Source organism: Pseudomonas sp. AP3_22 TE3818 (assembly GCF_053628995.1).
In genome coordinates this window covers 3,155,794-3,173,068 of sequence record NZ_JBRJHL010000001.1, presented here as the reverse complement: position 1 = coordinate 3,173,068, position 17,275 = coordinate 3,155,794, and the positions used below count along the sequence as shown (strand labels likewise).

General features: G+C 62.8%; 16 protein-coding genes and 1 pseudogene. 11 read left to right on the top strand and 6 right to left on the bottom strand.

The annotated features are described in order from the left end of the window. Positions 1–30 precede the first annotated feature (30 nt). Positions 31–2,379: a bifunctional acylase PvdQ gene (pvdQ, locus tag AB7M25_RS14350; RefSeq protein WP_429560517.1), complete on the bottom strand. Its 2,349-nt coding sequence runs from the start codon at positions 2,377–2,379 to the stop codon at positions 31–33. Between the two features lie 249 nt (positions 2,380–2,628). Between pvdQ and AB7M25_RS14345 the strand changes: the two genes are divergently transcribed. After that, positions 2,629–3,000 carry a fe2+ zn2+ uptake regulation protein gene (locus AB7M25_RS14345; RefSeq protein WP_429387569.1) on the top strand — a complete coding sequence of 124 codons (372 nt, stop codon included), beginning with the start codon at positions 2,629–2,631 and terminating at the stop codon, positions 2,998–3,000. 8 nt (positions 3,001–3,008) lie between these two features. Here AB7M25_RS14345 and AB7M25_RS14340 read toward each other — a convergent pair whose 3' ends face one another. After that, positions 3,009–3,197: a hypothetical protein gene (locus tag AB7M25_RS14340; protein ID WP_007970993.1), complete on the bottom strand. Its 189-nt coding sequence runs from the start codon at positions 3,195–3,197 to the stop codon at positions 3,009–3,011. Between the two features lie 155 nt (positions 3,198–3,352). Beyond that, positions 3,353–4,276: a LysR family transcriptional regulator gene (locus AB7M25_RS14335; RefSeq protein WP_454237495.1), complete on the bottom strand. Its 924-nt coding sequence runs from the start codon at positions 4,274–4,276 to the stop codon at positions 3,353–3,355. A gap of 117 nt (positions 4,277–4,393) precedes the next feature. Between AB7M25_RS14335 and AB7M25_RS14330 the strand changes: the two genes are divergently transcribed. Beyond that, positions 4,394–5,389, top strand: a complete 996-nt coding sequence (locus tag AB7M25_RS14330) for an aldo/keto reductase (protein ID WP_454237494.1) — start codon at positions 4,394–4,396, stop codon at positions 5,387–5,389. Between the two features lie 14 nt (positions 5,390–5,403). Here AB7M25_RS14330 and AB7M25_RS14325 read toward each other — a convergent pair. Continuing rightward, a pseudogene (locus tag AB7M25_RS14325) lies at positions 5,404–5,529 on the bottom strand (outer membrane lipoprotein carrier protein LolA); the annotation flags it as partial. 101 nt (positions 5,530–5,630) lie between these two features. Between AB7M25_RS14325 and AB7M25_RS14320 the strand changes: the two are divergent. The 7 genes from AB7M25_RS14320 to AB7M25_RS14290 all read left to right on the top strand — a co-directional run bounded on the left by AB7M25_RS14320 (position 5,631) and on the right by AB7M25_RS14290 (position 10,648). Next, positions 5,631–6,077, top strand: a complete 447-nt coding sequence (locus AB7M25_RS14320) for a DUF411 domain-containing protein (RefSeq protein ID WP_085727060.1) — start codon at positions 5,631–5,633, stop codon at positions 6,075–6,077. Then, on the top strand, positions 6,077–6,511 hold the full coding sequence (locus tag AB7M25_RS14315) for a YqaA family protein (protein WP_429387577.1): 435 nt from the start codon (positions 6,077–6,079) through the stop codon (positions 6,509–6,511). Before AB7M25_RS14320 ends, AB7M25_RS14315 begins: the two co-directional genes overlap by 1 nt. An 85-nt stretch (positions 6,512–6,596) precedes the next feature. Further along, positions 6,597–7,622 carry an alpha/beta fold hydrolase gene (locus AB7M25_RS14310; RefSeq protein ID WP_429387579.1) on the top strand — a complete coding sequence of 342 codons (1,026 nt, stop codon included), beginning with the start codon at positions 6,597–6,599 and terminating at the stop codon, positions 7,620–7,622. 13 nt (positions 7,623–7,635) lie between these two features. Further along, positions 7,636–8,589, top strand: a complete 954-nt coding sequence (locus AB7M25_RS14305; RefSeq protein WP_429560520.1) for a D-2-hydroxyacid dehydrogenase family protein — start codon at positions 7,636–7,638, stop codon at positions 8,587–8,589. A gap of 206 nt (positions 8,590–8,795) precedes the next feature. After that, positions 8,796–9,338 (top strand): tetratricopeptide repeat protein, encoded by a 543-nt coding sequence (locus tag AB7M25_RS14300; protein WP_429387582.1) that lies wholly within the window; start codon positions 8,796–8,798, stop codon positions 9,336–9,338. Positions 9,339–9,404: 66 nt separating this feature from the next. Continuing rightward, on the top strand, positions 9,405–9,887 hold the full coding sequence (locus AB7M25_RS14295; protein ID WP_429387697.1) for an RNA polymerase sigma factor: 483 nt from the start codon (positions 9,405–9,407) through the stop codon (positions 9,885–9,887). Next, a complete protein-coding gene (locus AB7M25_RS14290; protein ID WP_429387583.1) occupies positions 9,887–10,648 on the top strand; it encodes an anti-sigma factor family protein in 762 nt (253 codons plus the stop codon). Before AB7M25_RS14295 ends, AB7M25_RS14290 begins: the two co-directional genes overlap by 1 nt. Positions 10,649–10,670: 22 nt before the next feature. On the opposite strand, the gene AB7M25_RS14285 is transcribed toward AB7M25_RS14290, so the two are convergent. Both AB7M25_RS14285 and AB7M25_RS14280 read right to left on the bottom strand, forming a co-directional pair. After that, positions 10,671–11,972, bottom strand: a complete 1,302-nt coding sequence (locus AB7M25_RS14285) for an ATP-binding protein (protein WP_429387585.1) — start codon at positions 11,970–11,972, stop codon at positions 10,671–10,673. 4 nt (positions 11,973–11,976) lie between these two features. Continuing rightward, the gene (locus tag AB7M25_RS14280) at positions 11,977–12,678 is read right to left on the bottom strand and encodes a response regulator transcription factor (protein WP_007970971.1); all 702 of its coding nucleotides are present in this window, start codon (positions 12,676–12,678) and stop codon (positions 11,977–11,979) included. Between the two features lie 267 nt (positions 12,679–12,945). On the opposite strand from AB7M25_RS14280, the gene AB7M25_RS14275 reads away from it, so the two are divergent. Beyond that, positions 12,946–14,103, top strand: coding sequence for an efflux RND transporter periplasmic adaptor subunit (locus AB7M25_RS14275; RefSeq protein ID WP_429518680.1), 1,158 nt, complete (start codon positions 12,946–12,948; stop codon positions 14,101–14,103). Positions 14,104–14,118: 15 nt separating this feature from the next. Continuing rightward, entirely contained in the window at positions 14,119–17,217 is a 3,099-nt protein-coding gene (locus AB7M25_RS14270; RefSeq protein ID WP_454237493.1) for a multidrug efflux RND transporter permease subunit, read from the top strand. Positions 17,218–17,275 lie beyond the last annotated feature (58 nt).

Here is a 17,275-nt window from a genome sequence, read left to right as displayed (position 1 = left end):
CCTTCAGCGTTCCAGTAAAACCCCACTACCTCAATGCGTGGCGACCTTGGCATCCTGCTGGCGGATCGTCTGTACCTGATACTGCGGATCGGACGTGATCTGCTGCTCGGTGAACGGCAGCACGCTCCATTGCTTCTGCGAAAAGGCCTGCGTCTGATCCCGTGAAAATTTCGAAGCAGGGTCACTCGACAACGAGAACGCCAGCAGCCCCTTGGCTTGCGGTCCGTTTTCGTCGAAGGTCACCACTTGCAGGTAACTCGTGCCACTGACCACCTCGCGCTTGCCATCGCTGCGCGGCACGCTCTGGATCGCGTTGTAGACCCCCAGCGTACCCGGCCCGCCATGGATCGGCGTCTGTTGCCCGCCGCTGCTGACCACCTGGATGTCGCCCCAGCGAGTGTCCGGCTTGAGGCCTGACGCCTTGACCTGTTCAGCCGAAGCCAGCATCGCTGTGCGTAGCGCCTTCGCCACTGGCGGGTGATCGACGGCGAGTCCACTCGGGGTATGTTGCGGGTCCTGCGGATCGAACGGCACGCGCCATACGTCCGGCACCGGCTCCAACGCCTCCATGACATTCTGAAAGTGCACAAAGCCCAGACCGCTGCCCAGGTTGGCCTTGCGGTCCCAGGCCTTGAGGCTGGCACACAGTGGCGCGAGGGTTTTGGCATCGGCACCGAGATCCGCCGCGCAGAATTGCAGCAGGTCCGGCATCACTTGAGCCGCCTGATAGACCTGATCGTCCATGACCATATGCTGCAAGTCCGCCACCGCGACCTTGCCGGCCTCGGCCAGCCTGCTCAAGCGGTTCAGGGCAAAGCGTGAACGCAAGCCCAAAGGCTGGCCGTCCTGGCTGATCAGCGGCGAATAGCCGGTCAGCGGTTGCGCCGGATTGGCCATCCACGCCGAATCGTTGGAGTGTTGGACAAAATCCTTGCGCAGCAGCTGCGGCAGCTTGTCCGCTGCATAGATGCCTCGTTGTGGCGCCTGCGGATCGATGTCCCAGGCACAGGCACTGTTGGAACCGTCAAGAATGATCATCTGCAGGCCAACCCGCGGATCGCTGCATTGCGCCAGCTTGTCGACGCTGACGTTGGGCACGACCGAGAGGTTCATGTACAGCGTCTGCCCCTGATCGTCCGCCGCCAGGGTGTTGACCCACGGAATGCCCTGGATCCTGTGCACCGACTCCTGGAAATCCTTGAGGTTTTCGGCGCGGTTCATCGCGTACCACTGCTGCAGGACACGATCGTTATCCAGGTTGGCGTCGCGCAGGCTGAAGGCGTACTGATGATCCCAATCCAGTTTTCCCGGCCATTGCACCACCGGCCCGAACTTCGAGCTGTAGACCTCACGGGAAATCGCCTGGACCTGCCCGTCCGCCTGCCTGACGTTGACCGTCACGGTCTGCTGGTCCATCGGCAAGGACTGGCCGTCGAGCAGGTAACGGGTCGAATCCTTGGGATCGAGTTGCAGGCGGTACAGCGTGAAATGCCTGGACGAATCCACGGTGTGGGTCCAGGCCAGATGTTGATTGAAACCGATGTTGATCAGCGGCAGGCCGGGCAACGCCGCGCCCATCACATCCAGCTTGCCGGGAATGGTCAGGTGCATCTGATAAAAACGCATGCCGCCCACCCACGGGAAGTGCGGGTTGGCCAGCAACATGCCGCGTCCGTTAAAGGAACGCTCGCTGCCGATCGCGACCGCGTTACTGCCGCGGTCCAGAGCAAACCGTTGCATGCGCGTGGCGGCCACCTGGAACGCTGCCTGGGCGTTCGACGCCCCGGCCACGGCTTGGGGCGGCGTGGCACCGGCCAGGGCCTCGGCGAACTGGCCGACACCCCCTTCGACCAACAGGCGCCGGGTTAGCTTGACCAGATCCGACGGGGTGATGTCCCGCACCCAATCGCCCTGGCACTGTTGCGGCAGACCCTGGGCACGACGTTCGCTCAGGGAACGATTGAACCCTGCCACATAACCCTCAATCAACTCACGCACCGGCGGAGTCTGGGCCTGCCAGAAACCGGCGACGGCTTGCGGGGTGTTGAGCCAGGTGAAGAACAGATCGCTGACCAGGTTCTCACGTGCCTCGACGGTGAACTGGTCCGGTCCGAAATAGCGCGAACGCTCCCCGTTCACCGTAGTGATCTCGTTCGCCAGCAGGCACAGGTTGTCCTGGGCGTAGGCATAGCCGATGCCGTAGCCCAACCCGCGCTCGTTGTCGGCGCGGATGTGCGGCACGCCGAAACTGGTTCGGCGGATGTCCGCGCTCGTTGGCGCAGGCGTATCGCTCGCGCTCGCCGCAAGGCTCAAACCCAGGCTCACCCCCAGAGTCACACCCGCCAGGCTCAACCTGGTTAACTGGCTGGAAATAATCACGCTCGCTCCTGATCGAAAACACGATGGCCACTGTTGCGCGCACCCACGCGCGCGGTGCCTCCCTTCAGGAACGAAGCTCACATCAATAATTTAGGGTTTTGCACGCATTGGCGGGCGAACTGACAGGCTGATCACACGACGTCGACAAAATTTCTACATTTGAGCCTTCATGATTTGGGGAGCTCATACGTCTAGACATGCAAGAGCGCCCCATTTTTCCTGATCAGGCTCTGAAAAGGAGTTTTGCCGATGTACAACTCGCAACTGCCAATGGACGGTAGCAACGCGCCAAAGGGTACTTCCATGGGAGTCGGCGTGTTCGAGCCGCGTACCGATCGCCACGGTAACGAGCGGATCCGGATCCTGCTCAAGAGCTATGGGCTGCGTACCAGCCTGATCCGCCTGAAAGTCATCGATGCCCTGCTGACGGCCGCCGAAAGCGACCGCAGTCTTGGCGTGCGTGGCGTGCACAGCCAATTGCTGGAGCTGGACATTCCCCTGTCCTTTCTCAGCGTGCGCGAAGTGCTCAAGCGTTTGTGCATTGAAGGCGTGATTGTCCTCAACCCCGACAAAAGCTACAGCCTGCATCCACAGGCTGCCGCCATCCTGCGCAACCCGTGAGCGAATGATCAGGGCTTGACCTTGCGGCGCATCACGCCATTGATGACGACCACAATCACCGCCACGCCAATGGCGATGTACTGGAACATTTTTTCGCTGATGACGCCGGTGTTCTGCAACCAGGAAAGGCCAAACATGATCCCCAGCACTACCAGGGAGATCAGAATCGAGTATTTCAAACGTTGCGACTGAGTCATTGCGGGTTCCTGAACCTGAAGAAAATGTATCCGTTTTGTATCAAGACGCTTGCCAAGCACTTACCCGGTTTCCGGGAGAAGCGGCTGCAAGCGGGGTCTCATGTTACAGCCGATGAAGAGTTTTAGCTTGATTGCGGCGATAACCATGAGGACTTTCAAAGGTTGCGTCGAATCACGAAGTCATTGCCAGGCTGGGCACAGAGTTCCACCAGCCAGTCGACAAACACACGCACCCGCCGGGACAACTGGCGGTGCGGCGGATAAAGCGCCGTCATCGGCATGCCCGGTGGCGGCACGTCCCGCAGTACTTCACACAAGCGCCCCTCCTGCAGTTGCCGCGCCACGTGGTAGTACGGCGTCTGCACCAGCCCATATCCGGCCTCGCACGCCGCCAGATAACCATCGGCACTGTTGACCGCCACCTGCTTGGGCAGGTCGACCAGCTGTATCTGGCCATCCACGACAAACTCCAGCCCATAGCGCTTTGCGTTGCTGCTGGAGAAGTACTCGACCACCTGATGCCCGCGCAGGTCATCCAGGGCATGTGGTATTCCGTGCCGCTGCAGGTATTCGGGGCTGGCACAGGTCACCTGATCCATCATCATCAGTGGCCGCGCCACCAGCGAATCGTCCAGCGTCGAGCCGCCGCGCAACACGCAATCCACCCCTTCGCGAATCAGGTCGACCGGCCGGTCATTCAAGCCGATTTCCAGCTCGATCAACGGATAGCGGGCCGTGAACTGCGGCAGCGCCGGAATCACCACCAGACGCCCCACGCCCGCCGGCATGTCCACGCGCAACAGCCCCTTGGGATTGTGGCGCGCGGCACTGAACACCGCTTCGGTCTCTTCGAGATCCGCCAGCAAGCGTACGCAACGCGGGTAATAGGCCGCACCGTCGAGCGTCAGGCTGATCTGCCGCGTGGTGCGTTGCAGCAGTTGAACCCCCAGATGCGCCTCCAGTTGCTTGATCAGAATGGTCACCGAGGCCCGGGGCAGTTGCAGGCTGTCGGCGGCCTTGGCAAAGCCTCCCAGCTCGACGATTCGGGTAAAGACGCGCATGGCGTTGAAACGGTCCATTGCAGGTTCCACCGACAGATTGTTTAGATTCTACGAATAGTGATAGCCGTTTTAGCCGGTTTATCTTGTTTCTGTCGAGGCGAACAATGGGCACTCACTTCACAGGGAGCTGATTTCATGCAAACACGTCAATTGGGAAAGAACGGTCCTCTGGTGTCGGCCATCGGCCTTGGCTGCATGGGCATGACCGACTTCTACACCACCGGCACGGATACTCGCGAAGCCACGGCTACCCTGCACCGCGCGCTGGAACTGGGTGTCAACCTGCTCGATACCGCCGATATGTACGGCCCGCACAGCAATGAAGAGCTGATCGGCAAGGCCATTGCCGGCAAGCGCGACCAGGTGTTCCTGGCCAGCAAGTTCGGTATCGTCCGCGACCCGGCGAACCCCGGTGCCCGGGGCGTCAACGGTCGGCCGGAGTACATTCGCCAGTCCATCGACGGCAGCTTGAAACGCCTGGGCGTGGACACCCTCGACCTGTATTACCAGCACCGTATCGACCCGCACGTGGCCATCGAAGAAACCGTCGGCGCCATGGCCGAACTGGTCAGTGCCGGCAAAGTCCGCTACCTGGGATTGAGCGAAGCCTCGGTGGCGACCCTGGAACGGGCGCACAAGGTTCATCCGATCAGTGCGCTGCAGAGTGAATACTCGTTGTGGAGCCGTGATCAGGAAGACAACGGTTGCCTGGCGGCCTGCCGGCGCCTGGGCGTCGCCTTTGTGCCTTACAGCCCGCTGGGCCGAGGGTTTCTGACCGGCGCATTGAAAAGCCCGGATGATTTCGCGGCAGACGATTATCGCCGTTTCAGCCCGCGTTTCCAGGGCGAAAATTTTGCGAAAAACCTGCTGCTGGTGCAGCAAGTCCAGGCGCTCGCGGCCGAGAAAGGCGTGGCGGCAGGCCAACTGGCGCTGGCGTGGGTGCTGGCCCAGGGCGACTACCTGATTCCGATTCCGGGCACCAAGCAACGCAAATACCTGGAGGAAAACGTGGCCGCTCTGCAGGTGAGACTGAGCGCAGATGAACTGCAGGCGCTGGAGTCGGTCTTTGCGGCGAACGCCACCGCTGGCCTGCGTTATCCGGAGGAAGTCATGAAACTGCTCGACCGCTGAGATAACGAAATATCTGTAGGAGCGAGCCTGCTCGCGAAAAACCTGAGAGCACCGCGGGGTGTCAGGCTTCCCACATCATCGTTGACCTCCATCGCGAGCAAGCTCGCTCCTACAGGCTTTTCCAAGTGATCTACCATCATCGAACAGCCGATCTTTGTAGTACTTCGAAACACTCCTTGAATGCCTGACCGAAAAAAAGGGTCAGAATGCGTTTTTTTGCCCGTTAGCCGAGACGAATCCCATGCGAAACCCTCTGCGTCTGATCGCCCTGAGCGCCCTGTTCATGTCCTCCCTGGCCCAGGCCGCCGACCTCATTCCGATCGAGGTTCATCGCGACGCCAATTGTGGTTGCTGCAAGAAATGGATCAGCCATCTTGAAGCCAATGGTTTCAAGGTCGAAGACCACGTCGAAGCCAACATGAGCGAGTTCAAGCAACAACACGGCGTGCCGCCACGCCTGGCGTCGTGCCACACCGCGCTGATCAACGGCAAGTTCGTCGAAGGTCACGTCCCGGCCGACCAGGTCCTGGCCTTGAGCAAGCGCGACGATCTGTTGGGCGTCGCGGCCCCCGGCATGCCCATGGGTTCGCCCGGCATGGAAATGGACGGCATGAGCGATGCCTATCAGGTCATCGGCCTGAAAAAGGACGGCACTGACCTGGTGGTTGCGGACTACCCCGCCCATTGATGCAGGGCGCGTACCTCGGGCTGTTTTTCGCGGCATTCGGTGCCGCCACGCTGCTGCCGTTGCAATCCGAAGCCGTGCTGGTGGGGCTGCTGCTCAGCGACCGCTACTGGCTCTGGGCACTGCTGGCGGTGGCGACGTTCGGCAACGTCCTGGGGTCGCTGCTCAACTGGTGGCTGGGGCGCGGGATCGAACGGTTCCGCGACCGGCGCTGGTTTCCGGTAAGCCCCCGGCACCTGGAAAAAGCCCGACTGCATTACCAGCGCTACGGCCATTGGTCATTGCTGCTTAGCTGGCTCCCGGTGATCGGCGATCCGCTGACACTGGTCGCCGGGGTCATGCGCGAGCCATTGGGGCGCTTCCTGTTGATCGTCACCCTGGCCAAAGGCGCCCGTTACGGCGTGTTGGCCGTGGCGACGCTGGGCTGGATGGGTTGAACCATCGAGGGCGGCGATTGCCTGTGTTTAATGCCGCCCTAATCGAGCCGATCCAGCATCGGCGGATTTTCCATGGAGCTACCCCATGTCGCGCCCTTTCCCCCGCTGGTTGCCCGGCCTGTTGTTGACCGCCGCCCTGCCCGCCATCGCCCACGCCGAAGCACCGGAATACGGCCCTGAGCTGCAAGGTTTCGACTATCCCTACACGCTCAAGCACTTCGCCTTCGAATCCCAGGGCCAGTCCCTGCAAATGGGCTATATGGACGTCGCCGCCCACGGCAAGGCCAATGGCCGCAGCGTGGTGCTGATGCACGGCAAGAATTTCTGCGGCGCCACCTGGGACAGCTCGATCAAAGCCCTCAGCGATGCCGGCTATCGGGTCATCGCGCCGGACCAGATCGGCTTCTGCAGCTCCAGCAAACCGGCGCACTATCAGTACACATTCCAGCAACTGGCGACGAACACCCAGCAATTGCTCAAGGCATTGGGCATTCAGAAAGCCACCCTGCTGGGGCACTCCACCGGCGGCATGCTCGCCACTCGCTATGCCTTGCAATACCCCGAACAGGTCGAGCAACTGGCACTGGTCAACCCCATCGGCCTGGAAGACTGGAAAGCCCTCGGCGTGCCCTATCGCACGGTAGACCAATGGTATGAACGCGAACTCAAACTCAGCGCCGACGGTATCCGCAACTACGAACGCAGCACCTACTACGGCGGCCGCTGGAAGCCGGAATTCGAGCGCTGGGTCGACATGCTCGCCGGCCTGAACAAAGGCCCGGGACATACGCAAGTCGCGTGGAACTCGGCGCTGATCTACGACATGATCTTCACTCAACCGGTGTACTACGAATTCCAGAACCTGAAGATGCCGACCCTGCTGTTGATCGGGACCTCCGATACCACCGCCATCGGCAGTGACATCGCCCCGCCCGAGGTCAAGGCGAAGATCGGGCACTACGACGTCCTCGGCAAACAAGTGGCGAAGTTGATTCCCCGGTCCACGCTGGTCGAATTCCCTGGCATGGGCCACGCGCCACAGATGGAAGAACCGGCACAATTCCACCAGGCCCTGCTCGCCTGGCTGAACAAGACCAACCCCGTGCGTTGAAGAGGAAAGGCTGATGCCTGTGCAGATTGCAGTGCTCGATGATTGGCAGGATGTGGCGCGGGATGTGGTGGACTGGTCGGCGCTGGACAGCGTCGGCCAGGTGAGTTTTCTCCATGACTACCCCGCCGACAACCAGACGCTGGCCGAGCGCCTGGCCGGGTTCGAGGTGATCTGCGTCATGCGCGAGCGCACGCGCTTCGACGAAGACCTGCTGCGCCACCTGCCCAGGCTCAAACTGCTGGTGACCGGCGGCATGCGCAACGCCGCCCTGGACCTGAAAGCCGCCGCCGCGCTGGGCATCCGGGTCAGCGGCACCGACAGCTACAAACACGCCGCGCCGGAGCTGACCTGGGCGCTGATCATGGCCGCCACCCGCAACCTGGTGGCCGAAGCCAATGCCTTGCGTGCCGGCCAGTGGCAACAAGGCCTGGGCGGCGACCTGCACGGCAAGACGTTGGCGATCCTCGGCCTTGGCAGCATCGGCCAGCGCGTCGCGCAATTCGGCCAGGTGTTCGGCATGCGCGTCATCGCCTGGAGCGAAAACCTCACCGCCGAACGTGCGGCGCAAGCCGGTGTGACCCGTGTCAGCAAGCAGGAACTGTTCGAACAGGCCGATGTGTTGTCGGTGCACCTGGTGCTCAGCGACCGCAGTCGGGGTCTGGTGGACGCACAAGCCCTGGGCTGGATGAAGCCCACGGCACTGCTGGTCAACACCGCCCGCGGACCGATTGTCGATGAGGCGGCGCTGATCAAGGCGCTGCAGAAGCAACGACTGGCCGGTGCGGCACTGGACGTCTTCGAGCAAGAGCCGCTGCCCGCCCACCATCCGTTCCGGACCCTGGAGAATGTATTGGCCACGCCCCATGTCGGGTACGTGAGCCAACAGAACTACAGGCTGTTTTTCTCGCAGATGATCGAGGACATCCAGGCCTGGGCGGCGGATGCACCGATTCGTCTGCTGGGTTGAACGAAAATCCCCTGTGGGAGCGGGCTTGCTCGCGAAGGCGGAGTGTCAGGCAGCATTAATGTTGATTGACCCACCGCATTCGCGAGCAAGCCCGCTCCCACAATGAATAATTGTGCGTGCTGGGGTGTTCTCATCACATCAACCTTGCACTGCGCCTGGCCGGGCGCGACCTGATCTGAAACCCATGACCCTGTGGAGCAAAGCCCATGAATAGTCGTTTTGCGTTTCTGATGACCCCGCTGTTGCTGACCGTTGCCTTGTCCGGCTCCCTCGCCCTGGCCAACGGCGGTGGCGGCGGTGACGAGCCGCCCGCCAGACCCAACTGCCCGAAAGGACAGGTGCTCGATACAAGATCGCAGCGGTGCGTAAAGCAGACCAGCAACCTGGTGCCTGACGAAGACCGCACCCACTATGCCTATCAACTGGCCAAGGACGGACGTTATGAAGAGGCCCTGGCCCTGCTGGACACGCTGAAACAGCCCAATACCGCAAAAGCGCTGAACTATCGCGGTTACGCCACGCGTAAACTGGGGCGCACCGACGAAGGCATCGGTTATTACCTGCAATCGGTAAAACTCGACCCGCAATACGCGCAAGTCCGCGAATACCTGGGCGAGGCCTATGTGGTCAAGGGCCGGCTGGACCTTGCGCAGGAGCAACTGCAGCAGATCAAGTCCATCTGCGGCAATACCCAGTGCGAGGAGTATCAGGACCTGGCCGAAGCCATCAACGGATCATCGAAAACCTGACAACCCGAGCGGACGGAGGTCGCCATCGCCAGCGATCAGGCAATACGAACGGAACTGAACCAGCATCTGGCGCGTTTATGGCGCTACGGCCTGCTGTTGTCCCGGCAACGGCATGTCGCCGATGACCTGGTGCAGGCCACCTGCGTGCGGGCGCTGGAGCGGGCCGGGCAATACGAGCCGGGGACGCGCATGGACCGCTGGCTGCTGAGCATCCTGCACTCGATCTGGCTCAACGAAGTCCGTGCCCAGCGGGTGCGGCAAGGCCAGGGCCAGGTGGATGCCGACCAGACCCTGTCGTTCGATGGAGAGTCCGTGGCCCAGACCCACGTGTTGGCGGCACAGGTCATACGCCGCGTCGATGCCTTGCCCGAGGCCCAGCGTGAAACGGTATTTCTCGCCTACGTCGAAGGGTTGTCCTACCGCGAAGTCGCCGACGTGCTGCAAGTGCCCATCGGCACGGTCATGAGTCGCCTGGCCGCGGCCCGGGCGAAACTGGCCGAATATCCACCGTTGCACACGGTGCCCCACCCTTACCGAGGAGAACATTGATGAACGCGAAACCCTCGGACGAACAACTGGTGGCTTATCTCGACAACCAACTCGATGCCGAGCAGCGCTCGCGCATCGACGCGGCCATCAGCGCCGACCCGATGCTCGGCCTGCGCCTGCAATGGCTGGATCGCAGCAGCCTGCCGTTCAAGGACGCCTACGATGAACTGGCCCGGCAGGCACCGGTGGATCGCCTGCAAGCCATGCTCGCCACAATGCCCTCACCCGCCCGCCCGGGGCTCAACCGACGCTGGTTCCTGGCCGCCGCAGCCGGGCTGCTGGCCGGCGGCGTGCTGGCGGACCGTTTGTTCCTCGGCTGGCAAGCGAGCCAGCAGACTCACAGCTGGCGCGGTCTGGTGGCCGATTACATGGCGCTCTACGTGCCGGAAACCCTGGATCACCTGCCCGCTGATGAAGCCTCCCAGCGAGCCCAACTGCGGACCATCGATGCACGCCTGGGCCTCGACCTCGCGCCGGCAAAACTGCACCTGCCCCGTGCCGAGTTCAAGCGGGCGCAAATCCTCGAGTACGACGGCGCCCCCATCGCCCAGATCACCTACCTCGATCCGGCGCACGGCCCCATGGCGCTGTGCGTGACCCGCTCCAACAGCGGCAGCCGCCATTTCGCCCGGGAACAGCGGCGCGAGCTGAACATCGTGTATTGGGCGGACATGGAGCACGCCTGGATGTTGATCGGGCACCAGCCGATGACGGATCTGGAGGAAATGGCCAAGGTGTTGCGCAGTCGGCTGAGCGCCTGAGCCGCATTATCCCGGGCGCGCCTCAGGCCGAAGTCGGCAACCACAAGCGAAACCGCGCCCCGCCCAGTGGCGAGGCTTGCACCGTCAGCGTGCCGCCCTGGGCTTCCAGGGCGCGGCGGCTGATCGCCAATCCCAGGCCGAAACCACCCGTGGCGCGGTCTCGACTGCGGTCGAGACGGTAGAAGGGTTCGAAAATCCGCTCGCGCTCGTCATCCGGAATGCCGATGCCGTCATCGTCGACCCAGATTTCACAGCCGCCAGCGCAGACCTGCACACCGATCTGGATACGCTTTTCGCAGTAGCGCATGGCGTTGCGCAACAAGTTTTGCAAGGCGCGGGCGGTCAGGCGCGGGTCAAGGCTGAAGCGTTCGAGCTGGCCGTGCAGCAGCACGTCGATGACGATCTCCGGGGACTCCAGTTCCTCGTCGACGCTGCCAAGGATGCTGTCGATGAACTCATCCAGTGACACGTCGACCCGCTCCGGTAGCCGCGCCGGGTTTTGCAGGCGACTGTAGGACAGCAGCTCCAGTACAAGCTCATCGAGTTCCCGGATGTGCGCCACCAGGCTTTGCAGGCGCTCGCGGCTGGCCGCCGGCAAGTCGTCGGAGAGGGCCAGCGCCAGGCCGAAATCCAGGCGCGTCAGCGGCGTGCGCAACTCGTGGGACACCGCATTGAGCAAGTCGCGCTGCTGGTTGAGCAGGTTCTCGATGTCGCCGGCCATGGTGTCGAACACGCTGGCCAGGCTGCCGATGTTGGAGCTTGGGGAAATTTGCGTGCGCTCGCCCAGGTGGCCCTTGCCAAAGCGCTCGGCCGCGCCCTTGAGGCGTTCCAGGTCACGCCAGTGCGGGCGCAGCCACAGCAACAGGCACGCGAGCATGGTCGCGCCGATCAGTACGTTGATGCTCCAGTACAACAGGTTGACGTCCAGCGGGTCCGGCGGCACCACCATTTGCACCACGGTGCGCTCGTTCAGCGGCGCGACCGCCAGCGTGCGCCAGCCCCAGTCACCCACGCGCACAACGTTCTCGCCCCGCTGCAAGCGCTGCTGCTCCTCAGGCGTCAGGCTGCTGTCATCGTTACCGCTGAGCACGATGTGCAGCGGATTGAAGTCCTTGTCCATTTCGGCGGCCAGGGCCGGCCACTGTTCGGCCGGGGCCGCGTGAAACTGTTTGACGATCAGCGTCTGCAGGCCACGGGAGTAATCGAGGTTGTAGGTGACAAAGCGTTCGTGGAACACCTTGACCACCAGATCCGGCACCAGATAAATCGCCGCGCTGAACGAGACGATGGTCACCAGGTACAAACGAAAGAGGATTCTGAACATCGGCTCAGCATTCCCACTCGGAACGGCTGAACAGGTAGCCCTTGCCCCACACGGTCTTGATCTTGCGCGCCTCGCCGGCGTGGTCGTCGAACTTGCGCCGCAACTTGGAAATCGCCACGTCCACCGAGCGGTCGGTGCCGTTGAATTCGATGCCGCGCAGGCGTTGCAGGATCTGGTCGCGGCTCAGCACCTCCCCGGCATGCCGGGCCAGCACCACCAGCAGGTTGTACTCACCGCTGGACAAGTCCACCAATTGCTCGCGCCAGGTCACGGTGCGTTCGGACAGGTCGATGCACAGGTTGCCCATCAGAATGCGGTCGTTGGCGGTCTGCGGCTCGCTGAGGCTGCTGCGGCGCAACAGGGTCCGCACCCGCGCCAGCAGCACCCGTGGCTCGCAGGGCTTGGTGACGTAGTCGTCGGCCCCCATTTCCAGCCCCAGTACCTGGTCGTGGCTGTCGTCGCGGGCGGTGAGCATCAGGATCGGCAAGGTCGCCGAATCGGCACGCAGCAGGCGACAGACTTGCAAACCGTCGAGACCGGGCAGCATCAGGTCGAGGATCACCAGGTCCGGCGGATTGAGCCGCGCACGTTCGCGCACATGATCACCGCGACCGATCACGCTGACGGAATAACCGTTGCGTTCCAGGTAGCTGGCAATCAATTCGGCGAGGGCGGTGTCGTCTTCGACCAGGAGGATGTTGGGCATGGGGTGTTTCCAGCAAACGCGGTGGTGACCATCAGCTCGCTATCGCTGGCAAGCCAGCTCCTACAAGGGATCGCATTTCAATTGTAGGAGCTGGCTTGCCAGCGATAGCGGCCTGACAGGCGCAATAAAATTCAAGGACTGAAGGATATACGCCCTCACTCGTCTCTGAGTAAAACCCTTACACAATTTCACACAGCACCAACAAAGCTTCACCGCTACCCTCGCCTGCGCCCAGTAGGATGCTGGGAGTCTTTATTGGGGTATTACATGTCGAAGAATCTGCTTGCCAGGCTCAGTCTGATTGCTCTGGCGTTGACACTGGTTGCGTGCGAGAAGGCCTCGAACGCCGAGGAACAGGCGCCGCTGGCCACGGTTCGCATCGAGACCATCGAAGCGCAACCACTGACCATCAGCAGCGAACTGAGCGGACGGATTGCCGCACCGCGCATGGCCGAGGTGCGTGCCCGCGTGGCCGGCGTGGTCCTGCAGCGGACCTTCCGTGAAGGCAGTGACGTGAAACAGGGCGATGTCCTGTTCCGCATCGACCCGGCGCCGCTCAAGGCCGACCTGGACAGCGCCGAAGCAGCGCTGCGCAAAGCCGAGGCCAACGCGTTCCAGGCCCGGTTGCAGGAACAGCGCTATGCCCAGTTGATCGACGACAAGGCCATCAGCGGCCAGGACTACGACAACGCCCGGGCCAACGCACGACAGACCGCCGCCGACGTCGCGGCCAACAAGGCTGCGGTAGAGCGGGCGAAACTCAACCTCGGCTACGCCACCGTCACCGCGCCGATTTCCGGGCGCATCGGTCGTGCGCTGGTCACCGAAGGCGCGCTGGTCGGGCAGAACGAAACCACGCCGCTGGCGCTGATCCAGCAACTCAACCCGATTCATGCCGACCTGACCCAGTCCACCCGCGAACTCAACGAACTGCGCCGCGCCTTCCGTTCCGGCCAGTTGCAGCAGGTCGGCCAGGACCAGGCCAAGGCCACGCTGATTCAGGATGACGGCAGCCTCTACCCGCTGCCGGGCAAAATGCTGTTCAGCGACATCACCGTCGACCCGGGCACCGGCCAGATCATCCTGCGCAGCGAGTTCCCCAACCCCGACCTCGACCTGCTGCCCGGCAGTTTCGTGCGCGTGCGCCTGGAACAAGCGGTCAACCGCCAGGGCATCAGCGTGCCGCAACGGGCCATCCAGCGCGACAGCGCCGGTATCGCCCAGGTGCTGCTGCTCGACGCCGAACAGCGCGTCGGCCAGCAATCGGTGGAACTGGGCGCCGTGCAGAACGATCGCTGGATCGTCACCGGCGGCCTGAAAGCCGGTGACCGCATCGTCATCGAGGGCCTGCAGCACGCCCGCCCCGGCGAGAAAGTGCAGATAGACGACTCCCCTCTTCCACTTGCCCAGGCGACTGGTCAGTAAGCAGGACGCTTTTTTATGCCGCAGTTCTTTATCGACCGCCCGGTGTTCGCCTGGGTGGTCGCGTTGTTCATCCTGCTGGCCGGTGCCCTGGCCATTCCGCAACTGCCGGTGGCCCAGTACCCGGACGTCGCGCCGCCGCAGATCGAAATCTATGCCGTGTACCCGGGCGCTTCGGCGCAAACCGTGGACGAAAGCGTGGTCAGCCTGATCGAGGAAGAACTCAACGGCGCCGATCACCTGTTGTATTTCGAATCCCAGAGCAGCCTCGGCAGCGCGACCATAAAGGCCACTTTCCAGCCGGGCACCAACCCGGAACTGGCCCAGGTGGATGTGCAGAACCGCCTCAAGGCCGTGGAGTCACGCCTGCCGCAAGCGGTCATCCAGCAAGGTTTGCAGGTGGAGAAAGTCTCCTCCGGTTTCCTGCTGTTGATCACCCTGACGTCCAGCGACGGCAAACTCGACGACGTGGCGCTCAGCGATTACCTGGCGCGCAACGTGATGAACGAGATCAAGCGCCTGGACGGCGTCGGCAAGGCGCAGCTGTACGGCGCCGAGCGGGCGATGCGGATCTGGATCGACCCGCAGAAACTGCTCGCCTTCAACCTGACCCCAGCGGACGTCAACGCCGCCATCGTTGCGCAAAACGCCCAGGTGTCGGCCGGCAGCATCGGCGATCTGCCGACCCGCACCACCCAGGAAATCACCGCGACCATTCTGGTCAAGGGTCAGTTGTCGACCCCCGAAGAGTTTGCCGACATCGTCCTCAAGGCCAACCCGGACGGTTCGACCGTACGCATCAGCGATGTGGCGCGGGTCGAGATCGGTAGCCAGGAATACCAGTTTTCCACGCGCCTGAACGGCAAGCCGTCCACCGCCGTCGCCGTGCAGTTGTCGCCTGGCGCCAACGCCCTGAACACCGCGACCCTGGTGCGGGCGAAGATGGATGAACTCAAGCGCTACTTCCCGGCAAACGTCGAGTACTCGATCCCGTACGACACCTCCCCCTTCGTCAAGGTCTCGATCACCAAGGTGGTCTACACCCTCCTTGAGGCCATGCTGCTGGTGTTTGCGGTGATGTTCCTGTTCCTGCAGAACATCCGCTACACGCTGATTCCGACGCTGGTGGTGCCGGTGGCGTTGATGGGCACCTTTGCGACGATGCTGGCGCTGGGGTTTTCAATCAACGTGCTGACCATGTTCGGCATGGTGCTGGCGATCGGCATTCTGGTGGACGACGCGATCGTGGTGGTGGAGAACGTCGAGCGCATCATGGCCACCGAAGGCCTGTCGCCCAAGGAAGCCACGCGCAAGGCCATGCAGCAGATTACCGGGGCCATCATCGGCATCACCCTGGTGCTGGTCGCGGTGTTCATTCCAATGGCGTTCATGCAGGGTTCGGTCGGGGTGATTTACCAGCAATTCTCGCTGTCGATGGCCACCTCGATCCTGTTCTCGGCCTTCCTCGCCCTGACCTTGACCCCGGCCCTGTGCGCGACGTTGCTCAAGCCGATTGCCAAAGGCGAGCACCACGAAAAGAGCGGATTCTTTGGCGGGTTCAACCGCCGCTTCGAGCAACTGACCGAGCGCTATCAAGGCTGGGTCGCCTACGCGTTGAAACGCACCGGGCGCTACCTGCTGATCTACGGCGTGCTGCTGATTGGCCTGGGCCTGGCCTTCAGTCGCCTGCCCTCCTCATTCCTGCCGGTGGAAGACCAGGGTTACACCATCACCGACATCCAGTTGCCGCCGGGTGCGAGCAAGAACCGTACGGTGCAGGTGGCCGAGCAGGTGGAAGCGCACAACGCCGGCGAGCCGGGCATTCGCGACAGCGTGGTGATTCTCGGGTTCAGCTTCTCCGGCAGCGGGCAGAATGCGGCGCTGGCGTTCAGCACGCTCAAAGACTGGTCCGAGCGCGGCAGCGACGATTCGGCCAGCTCGATTGCCGACCGGGCCAACGTCGCCCTCAGCCAGATCAAGGACGCGGTGACCTTTGCCGTGCTGCCGCCGCCCGTGGATGGCCTGGGTACGTCCAGCGGCTTCGAGTTCCGCCTGCAGGATCGCGGTGGTCTCGGCCACAAGAAGCTGATGCAAGCGCGCACCGACTTGCTCGCGGCCGCCGAAAAAAGCCCGATCCTGATGAACGTGCGCGAAAGCGCCCTGGCCGAGGCGCCGCAGGTGCAACTGGTGGTCGACCGCAAGCAGGCCAACGCGCTGGGGGTGTCCTTTGCCGACGTCGGCAACGTGTTGTCCACGGCCGTGGGCTCGGCCTACATCAACGACTTCCCCAACCAGGGGCGGATGCAGCGCGTCGTGGTGCAGGCCGAGGGCGAGCAGCGCAGCCAGGTGCAAGACCTGCTGAAGATCCACGTGCGCAACACCCACGGGAAAATGGTGCCCTTGTCGGCCTTCGTGCAGGCCAGATGGACCCAGGGCCCGGCGCAGTTGACCCGCTACAACGGCTACCCGGCGATCAGCATTTCCGGAGAACCGACACCGGGCCACAGCACCGGCGAAGCCATGGCCGAGATCGAGCGGTTGGTGGCGCAAGGCCCGGCGGGCCTGGGCCAGGAATGGACCGGGTTGTCGTTGCAGGAACGCTTGTCCGGCAGCCAGGCGCCGATCCTGCTCGGGCTGTCGCTGTTGATCGTGTTCCTGTGCCTGGCGGCGTTGTACGAAAGCTGGTCGATCCCGACCTCGGTGCTGCTGGTGGTGCCACTGGGCGTGCTCGGCGCGGTGCTGGCCGTGACCTTGCGCGGCATGCCCAACGATGTGTTCTTCAAGGTCGGGCTGATCACCATCATCGGCCTGTCGGCGAAGAACGCGATCCTGATCATCGAGTTTGCCAAGAGCCTGTACGACGAAGGCCACGACCTGGTCGACGCCACCCTGCAAGCGGCACGCCTGCGATTGCGGCCGATTGTCATGACTTCGCTGGCGTTCATCCTCGGTGTGGTGCCCCTGGCGATTGCCACAGGCGCCAGCTCGGCAAGCCAGCAGGCCATCGGCACCGGGGTGATCGGCGGGATGATCACGGCGACGCTGGCCGTGGTGTTCGTGCCGGTGTTTTTTGTGGTGGTGATGAAGCTGGTGCGCAAACGCCATAAAGATCTCTAACCCACACCACGTCCCCTGTAGGAGCTGGCTTTGCCAGCGAAGACGGCCTTGATAACGA

Bases quoted from the DNA above. Each gene is read 5' to 3' on its own strand.
- AB7M25_RS14345 (WP_429387569.1), top strand. From the start codon at position 2,629: ATGTACAACTCGCAACTGCCAATGGACGGTAGCAACGCGCCAAAGGGT.
- AB7M25_RS14340 (WP_007970993.1), bottom strand. From the start codon at position 3,197: ATGACTCAGTCGCAACGTTTGAAATACTCGATTCTGATCTCCCTGGTA.
- AB7M25_RS14335 (WP_454237495.1), bottom strand. From the start codon at position 4,276: ATGGACCGTTTCAACGCCATGCGCGTCTTTACCCGAATCGTCGAGCTG.
- AB7M25_RS14330 (WP_454237494.1), top strand. From the start codon at position 4,394: ATGCAAACACGTCAATTGGGAAAGAACGGTCCTCTGGTGTCGGCCATC.
- AB7M25_RS14320 (WP_085727060.1), top strand. From the start codon at position 5,631: ATGCGAAACCCTCTGCGTCTGATCGCCCTGAGCGCCCTGTTCATGTCC.
- AB7M25_RS14315 (WP_429387577.1), top strand. From the start codon at position 6,077: ATGCAGGGCGCGTACCTCGGGCTGTTTTTCGCGGCATTCGGTGCCGCC.
- AB7M25_RS14310 (WP_429387579.1), top strand. From the start codon at position 6,597: ATGTCGCGCCCTTTCCCCCGCTGGTTGCCCGGCCTGTTGTTGACCGCC.
- AB7M25_RS14305 (WP_429560520.1), top strand. From the start codon at position 7,636: ATGCCTGTGCAGATTGCAGTGCTCGATGATTGGCAGGATGTGGCGCGG.
- AB7M25_RS14300 (WP_429387582.1), top strand. From the start codon at position 8,796: ATGAATAGTCGTTTTGCGTTTCTGATGACCCCGCTGTTGCTGACCGTT.
- AB7M25_RS14290 (WP_429387583.1), top strand. From the start codon at position 9,887: ATGAACGCGAAACCCTCGGACGAACAACTGGTGGCTTATCTCGACAAC.
- AB7M25_RS14285 (WP_429387585.1), bottom strand. From the start codon at position 11,972: ATGTTCAGAATCCTCTTTCGTTTGTACCTGGTGACCATCGTCTCGTTC.
- AB7M25_RS14280 (WP_007970971.1), bottom strand. From the start codon at position 12,678: ATGCCCAACATCCTCCTGGTCGAAGACGACACCGCCCTCGCCGAATTG.
- AB7M25_RS14275 (WP_429518680.1), top strand. From the start codon at position 12,946: ATGTCGAAGAATCTGCTTGCCAGGCTCAGTCTGATTGCTCTGGCGTTG.
- AB7M25_RS14270 (WP_454237493.1), top strand. From the start codon at position 14,119: ATGCCGCAGTTCTTTATCGACCGCCCGGTGTTCGCCTGGGTGGTCGCG.